11 protein-coding genes are annotated in these 15,022 nt (G+C 54.5%); 4 read left to right on the top strand and 7 right to left on the bottom strand.

Annotation, left to right across the window (positions count from 1 at the left end; translation table 11 throughout):
- Positions 1 to 11: 11 nt before the first annotated feature.
- From ccmD to FHI25_RS02915, 5 genes are all read right to left on the bottom strand, one after another.
- The gene (gene ccmD, locus FHI25_RS02935) at positions 12 to 209 is read right to left on the bottom strand and encodes a heme exporter protein CcmD (protein ID WP_210514969.1); all 198 of its coding nucleotides are present in this window, start codon (positions 207 to 209) and stop codon (positions 12 to 14) included.
- Positions 206 to 994: a heme ABC transporter permease gene (locus FHI25_RS02930; protein ID WP_210514967.1), complete on the bottom strand. Its 789-nt coding sequence runs from the start codon at positions 992 to 994 to the stop codon at positions 206 to 208. Before FHI25_RS02930 ends, ccmD begins: the two co-directional genes overlap by 4 nt.
- Before the next feature lie 60 nt (positions 995 to 1,054).
- Positions 1,055 to 1,720 carry a heme exporter protein CcmB gene (gene ccmB / locus FHI25_RS02925; RefSeq protein WP_210514964.1) on the bottom strand — a complete coding sequence of 222 codons (666 nt, stop codon included), beginning with the start codon at positions 1,718 to 1,720 and terminating at the stop codon, positions 1,055 to 1,057.
- Positions 1,717 to 2,430 (bottom strand): heme ABC exporter ATP-binding protein CcmA, encoded by a 714-nt coding sequence (ccmA, locus tag FHI25_RS02920; RefSeq protein WP_210514961.1) that lies wholly within the window; start codon positions 2,428 to 2,430, stop codon positions 1,717 to 1,719. The genes ccmB and ccmA overlap by 4 nt, the downstream gene beginning before the upstream one ends.
- A gap of 139 nt (positions 2,431 to 2,569) precedes the next feature.
- On the bottom strand, positions 2,570 to 3,322 hold the full coding sequence (locus FHI25_RS02915; RefSeq protein ID WP_246878871.1) for a DUF1223 domain-containing protein: 753 nt from the start codon (positions 3,320 to 3,322) through the stop codon (positions 2,570 to 2,572).
- Positions 3,323 to 3,601: 279 nt separating this feature from the next.
- Between FHI25_RS02915 and FHI25_RS02910 the strand changes: the two genes are divergently transcribed.
- Positions 3,602 to 4,942 (top strand): sodium-dependent transporter, encoded by a 1,341-nt coding sequence (locus FHI25_RS02910; RefSeq protein WP_064780021.1) that lies wholly within the window; start codon positions 3,602 to 3,604, stop codon positions 4,940 to 4,942.
- Between the two features lie 80 nt (positions 4,943 to 5,022).
- On the opposite strand, the gene FHI25_RS02905 is transcribed toward FHI25_RS02910, so the two are convergent.
- Positions 5,023 to 7,569: an EAL domain-containing protein gene (locus FHI25_RS02905; protein ID WP_210514955.1), complete on the bottom strand. Its 2,547-nt coding sequence runs from the start codon at positions 7,567 to 7,569 to the stop codon at positions 5,023 to 5,025.
- Positions 7,570 to 7,785: 216 nt separating this feature from the next.
- On the bottom strand, positions 7,786 to 10,473 hold the full coding sequence (acnA, locus tag FHI25_RS02900; RefSeq protein WP_063088588.1) for an aconitate hydratase AcnA: 2,688 nt from the start codon (positions 10,471 to 10,473) through the stop codon (positions 7,786 to 7,788).
- Between the two features lie 820 nt (positions 10,474 to 11,293).
- Here acnA and FHI25_RS02895 point away from each other — a divergent pair.
- The 3 genes from FHI25_RS02895 to FHI25_RS02885 are packed head-to-tail and all read left to right on the top strand — an operon-like array spanning position 11,294 to position 15,009.
- The gene (locus FHI25_RS02895) at positions 11,294 to 12,103 is read left to right on the top strand and encodes an ABC transporter ATP-binding protein (protein ID WP_040822694.1); all 810 of its coding nucleotides are present in this window, start codon (positions 11,294 to 11,296) and stop codon (positions 12,101 to 12,103) included.
- A gap of 2 nt (positions 12,104 to 12,105) precedes the next feature.
- On the top strand, positions 12,106 to 14,055 hold the full coding sequence (locus FHI25_RS02890) for a long-chain fatty acid--CoA ligase (protein ID WP_210514953.1): 1,950 nt from the start codon (positions 12,106 to 12,108) through the stop codon (positions 14,053 to 14,055).
- 60 nt (positions 14,056 to 14,115) lie between these two features.
- Positions 14,116 to 15,009, top strand: a complete 894-nt coding sequence (locus tag FHI25_RS02885) for a branched-chain amino acid ABC transporter permease (protein ID WP_210514950.1) — start codon at positions 14,116 to 14,118, stop codon at positions 15,007 to 15,009.
- Positions 15,010 to 15,022 lie beyond the last annotated feature (13 nt).

Genomic DNA, 15,022 nt, shown 5'->3' with positions numbered 1-15,022 from the left:
TCGTTCTCCGTTCAGGATGCCTGTTGGTTCTTTTTGGTGCGGCGAGGGCGCCGTGATTGCAAAACCGCTTCAAGCTGTTCGCGCTCGATCCGGCTGCTGCGTAAACCGCGTAGCGTTGCTATCAGCAAAACGATCATGGCAAGGGCGGTAACGCCGTAACTTGCCCAGATATAGCCGCCATAGCCGCCCATTGAGAAGAATTCACTCATTGCTTGGCCTCCGCATTGTGACCCGCTTCATAGGCTTGTTCTTTTGCCGATGTCGGGGTTTCGGGATCTTCAAACATGCCTGACAGATGCAGGGCACGAATGCGTCGTTCATTCAGTTCCAGTCGAACCCGCAGGATCAGAACAACGAAGTAATAGCAGGTGAAACCAAGGATCATCAGGGCAAGCGGCAATTGCATGCTCGGATCGACGGCCGGGCCATCCATGCGCACGATCGATGCCGGTTGATGCAGTGTATTCCACCAGTCGACCGAAAATTTGACAATCGGCACATTGACCGCACCGACAAGAGCCAGAGCCGATCCGGCCTTTGATCCGCGTTCCGGATCGTCAAAGGCATTCACCAGCGCCATGTAACCGAGATACAGGAACAACAGGATCAGCATCGATGTCAGACGGGCATCCCAAACCCACCAGGTGCCCCACATCGGTTCGCCCCACAGCGATCCGGTAATCAGGCAAAGGGCGGTAAAGGTCGCGCCAACCGGTGCGGTGGCGCGCGCGCAGATATCCGCCAACGGGTGTTTCCAGATCAGGCTCATCGCGCCACAAATCGCCATGCCGACATAACAAAACAGCCCCATCCATGCGGCCGGGACATGGATATACATGATCCGCACGGTGTGGCCTTGCTGGTAATCAACCGGCGATCCGATCAGGGAAAAATAGAGCCCGGCCGCGATCAGGATCACGGTCAGAGCCGACAGCCACGGCAGGATCGGGGCTGTAAATTTCAAAAACACACTTGGTTTAGCAAAGCGATGCATTTTTCTTATCCTTGGTGCGGAAATCCGCAAAGGGTCATCCCGTCTCGTCGTCTTGTTGTTCTATTCCATGGCCTGGCGTACGGCATGGGCGGTGGCAAAGGGTGCGGCTGCCAATGTCAAAAGCAGGATGGCGGCCATGATCTGTAATTGTGCAGTCGCCGAAATTCCAAGCAGGGCCGCCTCAACTGCACCGGCCCCGAATATCAGTACCGGAATATATAGTGGTAAAACTAGAAGTGATACAAGAACTCCGCCACGTCGCGCGCCAAGTATGAGTGCTGCGCCAATTGCCCCGATAAGGCTCAGTGCCGGTGTGCCAAGCAACATGGCGATCATCAAAGTGACAAAACCGTCCTGATCCATGTTGAGCATCACCGCCATCAGGGGGGCTGCAATAATCAACGGAAGCCCGGTTGTCAGCCAATGCGCAAGCACCTTGCCCAGGATCAGAAGTTCGAGTGACACCGGCGATAGTGTCAGAAGTTCAAGCGTTCCGTCTTCGTAATCGGCCTGAAACACGCGTTCGAGTGACAGCATGGCTGCCAGCAGGGCAGAGACCCAGATCACCCCCGATGCGATACGTGCCAGAATATTGACTTCCGGCCCGACACCGAACGGGAACAGCGTGGTGGTAACGATAAAGAACGCCACGACCATCACGGAATCCGCACCCTGCCGCAGGGCAAGGCGGAGATCGCGTTGCAGGATGGCCACAAAACCGTTCATTGCGCGGCCTCCTGCGATGATGCTGCGCGCTTTGTCGGCGCCATGTCTTCTAGTTCGTCCTGCTCGGCCAGCCATTCGACCATCGGGATGGCAAAATCATCAAGATCGAGAATGGTCGGGTTTTCGACATCAAGGTCGATATGGGTTGAATAGACCACAATGCCACCGCGGCTACGAAATTCGGTGATCAGTTGGGCCAGTTCAGCACAGCTTTCGCGATCCAGCCCGACGGTGGGTTCATCCAGCAACCAAAGATCGCTTTGCCCGATCAGAACGCGGGCAAGGGCGGTGCGTCGTTTCTGGCCACTTGAAAGATACCGACCGGTAACCCGCGCAAGATGATGGATTTGAAGGGCTGTTAACGCCCGGTCAATTGCAGGTTCCAGATCACGAACACCGCGCAATTGACCCCACAAACGCAAATTATCACGCACCGTCAGAACCGGTTTGATCGCATCCTGATGACCCAGATAATGGGTGCGCGCATGATGGGCTGTACGATCCTCTGCGATGTTTTCACCGTTCCAGCGAAGATCGCCAGAACGCGGTGCCACAAGGCCTGCCATCAGGCGTAAAAGGCTTGATTTCCCGGCACCGTTTCGACCACGAAGCATCACGGCATCACCGGACTTGGCCGAAAAGGACAGGCCGCCAAATACCAGTCTTTCGCCGCGGAGGCAGGTCAGATCAGAACCGCTAAAATCAGCCATATAACCCGTTAGATTGTCTGAAATTCATTCTGTAACACGTCATGATATAACGCGTTACAGCGTATTATTCATGCAATAACCGACAATCGGCTGGTTGGCATTGTTTCAAATCAATCCAAACTCACGATCAAACAGGGAATCAGTCGTCGAAACGGACCATGGACGCACCGATGATCGGGCCGCCACGCCCGTTCTGGATCAAGACGGCGATCCCCCCGTCATAGGCGGCTTTCATGGTAAACGGGATTTTTTGCTGACTGGTGCCATCCCATTGGCCAAGGCTGATCATGTCGCGCACGACATTGGCATTCACCAGTCGCTTGCCAGCGTTTTCGCCCGAAAGCACATCGCGCTGATGTTCGCGATCAAAGCCGATCAACCAGATCTGCGAAATCTGTCCCGGGTTTGGTTTGCCAACACCGTGCAAGGAAACAGTGCCCTTTGCCGGAAGCGTGTGATCAATGGTGCTTAGATGGATATCCGCAAGATCGCGTAACGGGGCAACCGTGGTACTGGTGGTTTCGATCTGCTGTCTGGCGGTGGCACGTACCACGTGATCACCATTGATGATGACCTGCGGGGTATAGACATAACGTTCGCGCATGCGATTGGCATAGTCGCGTTGACGTTCGCTGTATCGGGCGTCGGAGAACGGATCTTCCCAACCAAGGTAGTTCCAGTAATCAACATGGTAGGACAGCAACAAAAGATCATCATGCTGATCTGCCATATCGTGCAGGACCTGATCGGCGGGCGGGCACGAGTTGCATCCTTGGGATGTGTAAAGTTCGACGACCGCGCGCGGCAAAACACTTTCAGCAGCCCTTGCGGGTGAAGATACGGTCATGAGCAACAGTGCAAGCGCACTTAAAAGGGGGCGAGGGTTTTTCATGACATTGATCATGCCTGAAAACCACCATCACCGACCAATCACAAGGCCTTGAAATCAGCAGTAGGTGTAAAGTGGAAGATATTTGCGCGTTTGCTTGGATCTTTGAAAGGAGATTTCCAAAGATTGATGCTATGAGCTGCGGACCAATAGGAACCAGTTCTAGGGAGCTGTCCATTGCAAAGGAACAAACGACCTTTGCGTTAAATGAAAAATGCGGAACTGATCTGCTGGTGGGAGCTTAATCTGGCAAGATCGGTCCAATACGAGGTTTGCAAGCGAATGATGAAACGCGAACACTGGGGCTCACGCCTTGGATTTATTCTGGCGGCCGCCGGGTCGGCTGTCGGACTGGGGAACATCTGGAAGTTCCCGTATATGGCTGGTGAGAATGGCGGTGGCGCATTCTTGGTGATCTATCTTGCGCTGGTCTTTACCATCGGTATTTCGGTCATGCTGGCCGAATTCGTGATCGGTCGCATGTCGGAAAAGAACGCGATTGGCGCGTTTGCCAAACTCAAGGGTGGGCTTTGGCCGATCGTTGGTTTGTTTGGTGTTGCTGCCGCCTTCATGATTTTGTCGTTTTATTCGGTGGTTGCCGGCTGGACGCTGTCCTACATGATCAAGGCCGTCACCGGGGCGCTTTCGATCGAAGATCCGGCAGCCCTTGGCGATATCTTTGGCAGCTTCATCAGTGATACGACCTCGCCGTTGATTTTCCATGCGATCTTCATGGCGCTGACCATTTTCGTTGTGCTTTCCGGTGTTGGTGCCGGTATCGAGCGCGCGTCGAAAATCCTGATGCCAGCACTGTTTGCGCTTTTGATCGTTCTGATCGTACGGTCGGTTACGCTTCCGGGCGGCATGGAAGGTGTGGCCTTCCTGCTGTCGCCGGACTTTTCGAAAGTGACCTGGGCAACGGTTTCGGATGCACTATCGCAGGCCTTCTTCTCGTTGTCGCTGGGGATGGGGGCAATGATCACTTATGGCTCCTACCTTGCGAAGAAAGAAAACCTTCCGGGTTCTGCCGGTTGGGTCACCCTGCTGGACTCGGCTGTTGCTGTTCTGGCCGGTCTTCTGGTTCTTCCGGCGGTGTTTGCCTTCGGCTTTGATCCGAGTGCCGGTCCGGGCCTGACCTTTATCACGCTGCCAGCTGTGTTCGCACAGATGCCGTTTGGTTCGTTCTTTGCCTTCCTGTTCTTCCTGCTGTTGGCGATTGCGGCTTTGACCTCTGCGGTTTCGATTCTTGAAGTGGTTGTTGCCTATTTCGTCGATGATCGTGGGATCAATCGCAAAACCGCGGCTGTGGTTCTTGGTTTCGTGATCTTTCTGCTTGGTATTCCGTCGTCGCTTTCGATGGGGGTCATGGCGGATGTCGAAATCCTGTGGGGCAAGAACTTCTTTGACCTGATGGACTTTGTCAGCTCAAGCCTGCTGTTGCCGATTGGCGGTTTGTTGATCTCGTTGTTTGTGGGCTGGATCGTTTGGGGCAAGGCCCAGGAAGAAATCTCAGCACATAACGGAATTGTGCCGGTATGGATCGGTGCGTGGGGCTTGATCGTCAAGTTCGTCGCACCGCTGGCGATTGCCTTTATCCTGCTGAAGGGGCTTGGCGTTTTCTAAGTCAGACTTGCCGATAGGCATATGCGAAAGGGCGGGGGATTTCCCCGCCCTTTTTTTGTCGTTTGCCGTTCGTTTTGGTTCTACAAGGTGGTTTCCTTGGCAAGCTTGGAAACAGATTCTGCGCTCATCGGTTGACCCAGCAGATATCCCTGGATCAAGTCACATCCGGCCTTGCGCAGGACGTCAAGCTGATGCTGGTTTTCGACGCCTTCGGCAACGCAGGTTTTGCCAAGGTTGCGCGCCATGTTGATGATCGTAATTGGCAAGGTTTCACCATCCGGGCCGTCTTCGATGTCCCAGACAAAACTGCGATCAAGCTTGATCACATCAAAGGGCAATGTGCGCAGATAACTCAGGCTTGAAAAGCCGGTCCCGAAATCATCAAGTGCGATGCGCACGCCAAGATCACGCAGGCGCTGTAATTTGGTCCGCATATCGTCGATATTGCGCATGAACAGGCTTTCGGTGACTTCGATTTCCAACCGGTCGGCGGCGACGCCCTTGTCAACGATGATGGCCCGAAGCTGTTCGGCAAAATCCATCGATCCATAGAACTGCTGAACCGAGACATTCACCGCAAGGCGCAGGTTATGTAAGCCTTCCTGACGCCAGGCGACCAATTGCTTGCAGGCGGTGCGAATAACCCAGCGGCCCAACTCGCCGATTACACCCATTTCCTCGGCAATCGGGATGAAGGTCGAGGGCGGAATGGTTTTGCCATCGGCCGTTGTCCAGCGCAGCAAGGCTTCGACACCAGCGATTTCGCCGGTTTTTGCATCAAATTGCGGCTGATAGACAAGATGGAGTTCCTCGTTGTCGATCGCGCGGCGCAAGGCAGTTTCAAGGGCAAGGTCCGCGCCCTTTTGACTGTGCAGATTGACGCTGTAAAGTCCGACCCGGTTACGTCCCTGTTCCTTGGCCTGAACCATTGCCAGTTCGGCACAACGAATGATGTTGCTGGTGTCATTGGCATCTTCGGGGAAGGACGCAATGCCAATACTTGCCGAAAGATAGACGTCTTCGCCCTTGCGGGTCAGATGGGCTTCCCCAAGACGCATCAGAAGACTTTCTGCGATCCCGACGGCTTCCTGTTCGGTGTTCACATTTGGAAGGATCGCGGCGAATTCGTCGGCACCGATGCGGGCGATAACAGCATCCTGACCAAGTTCACGGCTGATGCGGCGTGATACTTCGACCAGCACATCGTCCCCGATGTTATGGCCAAGGGCATTGTTGACGCGCTGGAAGTTGTCGATATCGAGCATCGCAACCGTCAGCGGGCGTCCGACCCGGCGGGCGCGTCCGATATGGAGCGACAAAAGTTCCGAAAACCGGCGGCGGTTTGGCATGCCGGTCAGTTCATCGGTAAAGGCAATCCGCAGGATATCTTCGCGGTTTTTTTCACGTCCACTGATGTCGGTGAAGATCGAAGCGTAGTGTGTGATTGTGCCTTCACCATCCCGAACCGCCATGATCGAAAGCCATTCGGCGTAAATCTCGCCAGACTTGCGCCGGTTCCAGATTTCGCCTTCCCATTTCCCGGTGCGCGCCAAATCCGACCAGAGCTTGGCATAGAAAGCCTTGTTCTGGCGTCCGGACTTCAAAATCGCCGGTGTCTTGCCGATTACTTCTTCGGCCTGATAACCGGTGACGCGCGTGAAGGCCGGATTGACGGCCTCGATCTCGGACTGCGCATTGCAGATCATCACACAGTCCGGGGAATTTTCGATCAGCTTGTTGGCAAGGGCTAGGGACTGGCGCGCCTTGGTAATTTCGCTGCCACCATCTTCCGCCAGATTGCTGAGATGGATCAGATAATCCTGCTCGATAAACTCCAGCAGGTCGGCAAAAGACAAAACCCCGATGGTTTCGCCATGGTGGTTGTGAACGACAAGATGACGGAAATTGTCGCGCATCATCATGGTGCGCGCGTCATCAAGGTTCATATCCTGACGTATGAACGTTACCGGGCGGGTGGCAATGTCGCCTGCGGTCAGGTTTTCATTTTCGTCGGCAAGATGGCGCAAAATGTCGCGTTCGGTAATGATGCCGGTTTGCAGTTCTGTGGGTTGATCATCGGGAAAGCCGGAAATGATCGCGCTGTCACATTTTTCGGAATGCATGCGTTGACGCAATTCCCAGACGCAGACGTCCTTGTGCGCAAATACGGTGGATTGGCGGACAGCATCGGCAACATCGTTGGCGATGAAAGGCTTTCTGTCGCCGACGTGACGGATCAGATCGGTCTGGCTGATGATCCCGACAAGGCAGCCATCCGCATCAATGGTGACAAGATGGCGCACGCCACGATCGCGCATGCGCACGATTGCCGATTGCGGCGTGGCATGGACCGAAATGGTATGCACCGGTTGGGACATACGCGTTGAAACCGGTTCAGAAAGGGCGGCCATGGTTGACGGTGGCAACGATAGCAAATCGTGCTCGGTCAGAATTCCCACAGGCTTGTTGTCCACCACAATAATGACGGAGCTGCTGTTGGCCTTGCGCATTTTGGCCGTGGCGTCGCCGAGGGACGTTTGCGGTGTACAGCTTAAAACTGTTCCGGGGGAAAGTGTGCCGACCGTCAGACCAAACGGGCGTCCATCGGAGGATGTGGGGCGTATCATGCGCGTTTGCTCTGTTCGACTGATCTTTTTCGGTTTTATTCTTAAGGGTGAGACGAAGGCGACATTCCTAGCAGGTTCAGCGTACTTGAGAATTGTTCTGGATCAAGTCAGGGGCGTTCAATTGAACGTCGCCCAGTAAAATTCGGTACAAACAAGAACACCCCACCGGAAAACCGGTGGGGTGTCAATGTGTCAGCCAAAGATTTCAGATTGAAATCAGGCAGCTTTCATCATGTTACGCAGAACGAACTGCAGGATGCCGCCGTTCTGGTAGTAGAGAACTTCGTTCTCTGTATCGATACGGCAGGTAACAACGATTTCCTCGGTGCTGCCATCTTTGCGCGTGATGCGAACCGTGACGTCCTGAAGCGGGTTGATGCCATCACCGATGCCCAGCACGTCAAAGGTTTCCGAACCGTCCAGCTTGTAGGTCGCACGACCTTCGCCGTTCTTGAACTGCAACGGCAGAACGCCCATGCAGACCAGGTTGGTACGGTGGATACGCTCGAAGCTTTCCGCGATCACAGCTTTGACACCAAGCAGGTTGGTGCCTTTTGCTGCCCAGTCACGCGAAGAACCGGTGCCGTATTCCTTACCAGCGATGACAACAAGCGGGGTGCCTTCGGCCTGATAACGCATTGCGACGTCATAGACCCAGCCCTGTTCGCCCGACGGATAATGAACCGAAACACCACCTTCGGTGCCCGGTGCCATTTCGTTACGGATACGAATGTTGGCAAAGGTACCGCGCATCATGACTTCGTGGTTACCACGACGTGCGCCATAGGAGTTGAAGTCACGAACAGCAACGCCGTGCGCCTTGAGGTATTCACCTGCCGGGCTTTCTTCCTTGATCGAACCGGCCGGGGAAATGTGGTCGGTGGTGACAGAGTCACCCAGGATCAGGAGCGGACGTGCGCCATGAACTTCAGAGAAGTCACCCGGCTCTTTCGCCATGTCGACGAAGTAAGGCGGGTTCTGAACGTAGGTGGATTTGCCATCCCACGCGAAGGTCTCGCCTTCGGTGACTTCGATCTCCTGCCACGGTTTCGGACCGGCAAAGATGTTGTCGTAACGATCTTTGTACATGGACGCCGAGATCGAGGACGCGATGGTGTCAGCGATCTCTTTGTTGGTCGGCCAGATGTCTTTCATGAAGACGTCTTTACCGTTCTTGTCCTTACCGAGCGGATCTTTGTTCAGATCGATCTTCAGGTTACCGGCAAGCGCATAGGCAACAACCAGCGGCGGGGAGGCAAGGTAGTTTGCCTTGACCTGCGGGCTGATACGGCCTTCGAAGTTACGGTTACCCGAAAGAACGGCGGTGACGAGCATGTCGTTACCGTCGATCGCGTCGATGATCGGTGCTGCCAGCGGACCGGAGTTGCCGATACACGTGGTGCAACCGAAACCGGCCACGTTAAAGCCAAGCTGATCCAGGTAATCCTGAAGGCCTGCTTTTTCGAGATAGTCGGCAACAACCAGCGAACCCGGTGCGAGCGAGGTTTTCACCCACGGCTTGCTCTGAAGGCCGAGTTCGACAGCTTTTTTCGCCAGAAGACCTGCTGCGATCAAAACGCTCGGGTTCGAGGTGTTGGTGCAAGAGGTGATCGCGGCGATGACGACGTTACCGTCTTTCATTTCGAAGTTTTCATTCGAAACCGGAACAGAACGATCCGCATCAACACCCGGTGCCATGTCGGCAAAGGTCTTGGTGAAGCTCGAAACGGCATCTTTCAGCAGAACACGGTCCTGCGGACGCTTCGGACCCGAAAGGGCCGGCTCGACGGTCGAGATGTCAAGTTCAAGCGTTGCGGTGTATTCGGCTTCGTGTGCCGGATCACGCCACATGCCCTGTTCTTTGGCATATGCTTCGACCAGTGCAATCTGGTCTTCGTCACGGCCAGTCGAACGCATGTAGTTGAGCGTTTCGTCATCGATCGGGAAGAAGCCACAGGTCGCACCATATTCCGGTGCCATGTTACCAATGGTCGCACGATCCGGAAGGCTCATGTGGTCAAGCGCATCGCCATAGAATTCGACGAATTTGCCAACAACGCCTTTTTCACGCAGCATCTGAACGACGCGCAGAACAAGGTCAGTTGCGGTGATGCCTTCTTTCATGGAACCGGTCAGCTTGAAGCCGACAACTTCCGGGATCAGCATCGAGATCGGCTGACCAAGCATTGCTGCTTCGGCTTCCAGACCGCCAACACCCCAACCGAGAACAGCAAGGCCGTTCACCATGGTGGTGTGAGAGTCGGTACCAACCAGCGTATCCGGATAGGCAACGGTTTTGCCGTCTTCGTCCTTGCCGGTCCAGACGACCTTTGCAAGATGTTCGACGTTGACCTGGTGGCAGATACCAGCCCCCGGCGGAACAATGCGGAAGTTGTTGAAGGCGTTCTGGCCCCAACGCAGGAACTCGTAACGTTCGCCGTTACGTTCGAACTCGACTTCCATGTTCTTGTCGAGTGCGTCGTCGGTGCCGAAGAAGTCGATCATGACCGAGTGGTCAATGACGAGGTCAACCGGTGAAAGCGGGTTCACCTTCTGGGCGTCGCCGCCCATCTTCACAACAGCATCGCGCATCGCGGCAAGGTCAACAACGGCAGGAACGCCGGTGAAGTCCTGCATCAGAACGCGGGCCGGACGATAGTTGATTTCGTGGCTGCTCTTGCGCTCTTTGAGCCAGTCAACAACAGCTTTGACATCGTCGGTTTTAACGGTGAAATCGTCTTCGTAACGCAGAAGGTTCTCAAGAACGACTTTCAGCGTGAAGGGAAGTTTTGAAACGTCGCCGAATTTCTCGGAAGCAACTTTGAGGCTGTAATAGTCGACGGACTTGTCCCCGACTTTCAGCGTGCGGCGCGTTTTCAGGTTGTCTTTGCCACAAATGGACATCAGACCCTCCTCAAGGTGGTTAAAAGGGCTTGTCGTGACAAGACACCCCGACCGTCGGAGCGCCGAGCGGTGGGCTATCTGTGTTGCGTGACGCGGGTCACGGCTACATATCTATGTGCAACGGGGTTACACCACAATTCCCTTTGAAAGTCCAGACCCCGAAAAGGGGTATTGGTGAAAACCCGTTGATCACAGCATGTTGGCAAAGCCCAACAAGCAGTCAAACGGCTTTAGACGATATGTGCCGTGGCTTTTGGCCTTTCAATAGGACGGGCAAAGCACGGAGTCTGTTTTTCCTGACATGGTTATGAAAGCCGCCGGCGTTCGCGGGAGTGAATGTCGGTTTGGGGCGCAGGGTCCGGCCGCCTGTAACGACGACTCCGCACCGGAGTCGGGGCGGCGGGTTCGAATTTGACTGCAAAGCGACAGGTTCGCAATGCGTGCGAATTGTGCGGTGCATGATTGCGAAAGATTTTTGCATTGCGGTGTTTTCGTGCGCCGTCTTCGACCTGCAACCTGAGATAACGTTACGTAATCAAGGGTAGAGCGGTCAGTGTATTCTGTTGTCAAATAATTGTGCGATGCGAATTTGTAGAAAAGTCCCAACACCTTGAGAATCATTGCATTGACGCAATATGCTGAAATTGGTACTTAAATGCCTATTAAATGTGTCAAGCCCGGTTTCCGTAAGGTCAGGGTCATAAAATAAACCGACACATCATCAGGGAAACTGAACAGCGGTTTGCAAATTTTCACGCGAAAGAACCCGAAATGCGGTTCTGCGGCATTTGCGGCCCAAGTCAGGGAGGAATGCGACGGCATGACGTCACAGAGTCCTATTTTAGAGATTAGCGACGTGTCGCTTGTTTTCGGCGGCGTGCGCGCGCTGAGTGATGTCAGCTTCTCCGTTCAGCCGGGCGAGCTTTTTTCGATTATCGGCCCGAACGGTGCCGGTAAGACATCTATGCTGAACTGCGTTTCGGGGCGCTATACGCCAACGACCGGTTCGGTATCTTTCAAGGGCAAGGATGTTACCGGGCTCAAGCCGAATGATCGTGCCGAACTTGGTATCGGGCGTACGTTCCAGAATCTGGCGCTTTTCGGGCACATGAATGTGCTTGATAACATCATGGTCGGCCGTCACCACCTGCTTAAGAACAACTTTCTGAACGGGCCGCTTTACTGGTTTGGCGGGGCGCAGAAAGAAGAGCTCGATCATCGTCGCTTCTGCGAAGACGTCATCGACTTCCTTGAAATTTCCCATATCCGCAAGGCGACCGCCGGCACGCTTTCCTATGGTTTGCGCAAACGGGTTGAGCTTGCGCGTGCTGTTGCTTTGCGTCCGGACCTGATCCTGCTCGATGAGCCGATGGCGGGCATGAACCTCGAAGAAAAAGAGGACATGGCGCGCTTTATCATCGACCTCAATGAAGAGTGGGGCATGACCGTTGTCATGATCGAACACGACATGGGTGTGGTCATGGATATCTCCAACCGGGTGATGGTCCTTGATTTCGGTCGCAAGATTGCCGAAGGCCTGCCGGAAGAGGTCATGGCCAACAAGCATGTCAAGAAAGCCTATCTCGGCGAAGAAGACGACGACACGGACGAAGACGAGCAGGTGGCCTGATCATGAGCAGCAATATCCCGGAATATGCCGACGTTCAGTCGCTTGATAGCTTCCCGAAAGTGCTGGCCTATAACGCGCGCAACTGGCCCAAAGAAGTCGCCATGCGCGAAAAGGAATTCGGCATCTGGCAGGAATTCACCTGGCAGGATTATAACGACCGCGTCAAATGGATGGCGCTTGGCATGCGCGCCCTTGGCCTTGGGCAGGGCGATGTTGTTGGTATCATTGGTGAAAACCGTCCGGAATGGGTTTGGGCCGAAATCGCGGCGCATGCGCTGCGCGGTATGTCGGTTGGTCTTTATCAGGACAGCTTGCACGAAGAAGTCGCCTATCTGATTACCTATTCAGGCGCGCGCATCCTGATCGCCGAAGACGAGGAACAGTGCGACAAGCTGCTCGAGCTTGGCGAAGACATCCCGACTGTCGACCATATTGTTTATTGCGACCCGCGCGGGTTGCGCAAATACGACGATCCGCGGTTGCTGGATGTCGAAAAGCTTTATGAACTGGGGCGCGAGCTGGAGGCAAAAAATCCGGGCATTTATGACCAGATGGTTGCTGACACCCGTGGCGATGAATGCGCCATTCTGTGCACCACGTCGGGCACGACGTCCAAGCCGAAGATGGCGATGCTCAATTCCGGTGATTTCCTTGATCACTGTGCGGCTTACCTTCGTGCTGACCCGAAATATCCGGGTGACAATTATGTCTCGGTCCTGCCGTTGCCGTGGATTATGGAGCAGGTCTATGTGGTTGGTCAGTCGCTGATCAGCCGCCAGATCGTCAATTTCGTCGAAGAGCAGGAAACCATGATGGCCGACCTGCGCGAAATTGGTCCGAACTTCGTCCTGCTGGCGCCGCGCGTTTGGGAAACCATTGCCGCCGACGTTCGCGCACGGATGATGGATTCCACGCCGTTCAAGCAAAAGATGTTTGATTTCGGTATGGCATTGGCGCGCACCGCGATGGATGCCGGTGGTCATTCGAAGATGGCCGATATGATCCTGATGAATGCGCTCAAAGACCGTCTTGGATTTTCCAATTTGCGTTCTGCAGCGACGGGTGGTGCCGCAATTGGCCCGGAAACCTTCAGGTTCTTCCATGCGATGGGCGTGCCGTTGCGTCAGCTTTATGGTCAGACCGAGCTGTGCGGCGCCTACACCATCCATCAGCCGGGCGATATTGATTTTGATACGGTTGGCGTTGCCTTTGATAATTCCGAGATCAAGGTGATCAACACCGATGAAAACGGGGTTGGCGAAATCGTTGCGCGCACGTCGGGCATGTTTACCGGATACTTCAAAAATCAGGCCGCCTATGACGAAGATGTCCGGGATGGCTGGATGCATACGGGGGATGCCGGTTACTTCAAGGACGAGAACAAGCACCTTGTGGTGATTGACCGTATGAAGGATCTGGCAGAAACCTCGACCGGGGTGCGCTATTCACCGCAGTTTATTGAAAACAAACTGAAATTCTCGCCCTTCATTGCCGAGGCCGTGATTCTTGGCAAGGGCCTGCCGTTCCTGTCGACCATGATCTGTATTCGTTATTCGATCATGGCGAAATGGGCCGAGCAGCGCGGGATTGCCTTTACCAACTACACCAACCTGTCAGCCCAGCCGCAGGTCTATGACATGATCACCGAGGAAATCCGCGAAGTGAACAAGACACTTCCGGAAGCCCAGCGGATCAAGCGGTTCCTTCTGCTTTACAAGGAACTGGATGCCGATGACGGCGAACTGACCCGTACACGCAAAGTGCGCCGTGGTGTGGTTGCCGAGAAATATGCCGACATCATCGATGCGGTTTATGCCGGCAATGACAAGGTTGATATCGACACCATGATCACCTTCCAGGACGGGTCCAAAACCCGCATCCAGACGAGTGTGAAGGTCGTTGATCTTGATAATGACAAGGCCGCACAGACGGCCCCGAAAGCCGCCGAATAAGGCAGCAGCATAACTGTGGCCCCGGCCAAAGGCTTGGGTCGCCATTACAGGGATGGCAACATGAATTTCGAACTTCTGTTCCAGCTTCTGCTGAACGGTTTGATTGTTGGGACACTCTATGGCGTTGTCGCCATGTGCTTTGTCCTGATCTACAAATCGACCCAGATTGTTAACTTTGCCCAGGGTGAGTTCCTGCTGATCGGGGCATGGGTATGCTATGCATTCCTAGTCGAAATGAGCATGCCCTTCTGGCTGGGTTTCCTGTTTACTTTGCTGTTTATGATGGCGTTTGGCGTCGTCCTGCAGATGGTTGTCTTGCGACCGATGATTGGCGAACCGATCATTTCGGTCATCATGGTGACCATCGGGCTTTCGATCTTCTTCCAGGCAGCAACCAAGTGGATATTCGGGGCAACCACGGCGACCTATCCGCAGGTGTTTGAAACCCGATCAGTCAACCTTTTGGGGATGCAGATCGAGACGGCCTATATCATGAGCTTCGTGATCTCGTTGTTCATCATGGCCGGGTTCTATTGGTTCTTTAAATATTCCAAGCTTGGCCTTGCCATGCGCGCAACCGCCTTTGATCAGCAGGTCGCGCAAAGCCTTGGTATTTCCGTCAAAACCGTATTCGCGATGTCCTGGGCAATCTCGGCCCTTGTATCGGGTGTCGCCGGGATCGTGATCGGCATGGTCAATGGCGTGTCGTCCGCCCTTTCGGTGATCGGCATCAAGGTGTTCCCGGCGGTGATCCTTGGCGGGCTTGATTCAATCATCGGTGCCATTGTCGGCGGCGTGATCATTGGGCTGCTTGAAAACACCGCAGAGTTTGTTGACGGCCAGTATCTGCACTGGGGCAACCTGTTCTCGATCGCACCGTTCTACGTGCTGATCATTATCCTGTGCATCAAGCCATACGGCCTGTTTGGCACCAAAGACATCGAACGTATCTAGAGGACGGGGAAGA

It is taken from the genome of Thalassospira sp. ER-Se-21-Dark (assembly GCF_017922435.1).
Classification (GTDB): domain Bacteria; phylum Pseudomonadota; class Alphaproteobacteria; order Rhodospirillales; family Thalassospiraceae; genus Thalassospira.
Note: the sequence above shows the minus strand (reverse complement) of the source record. Positions and strands in the feature narration are given on the sequence as shown.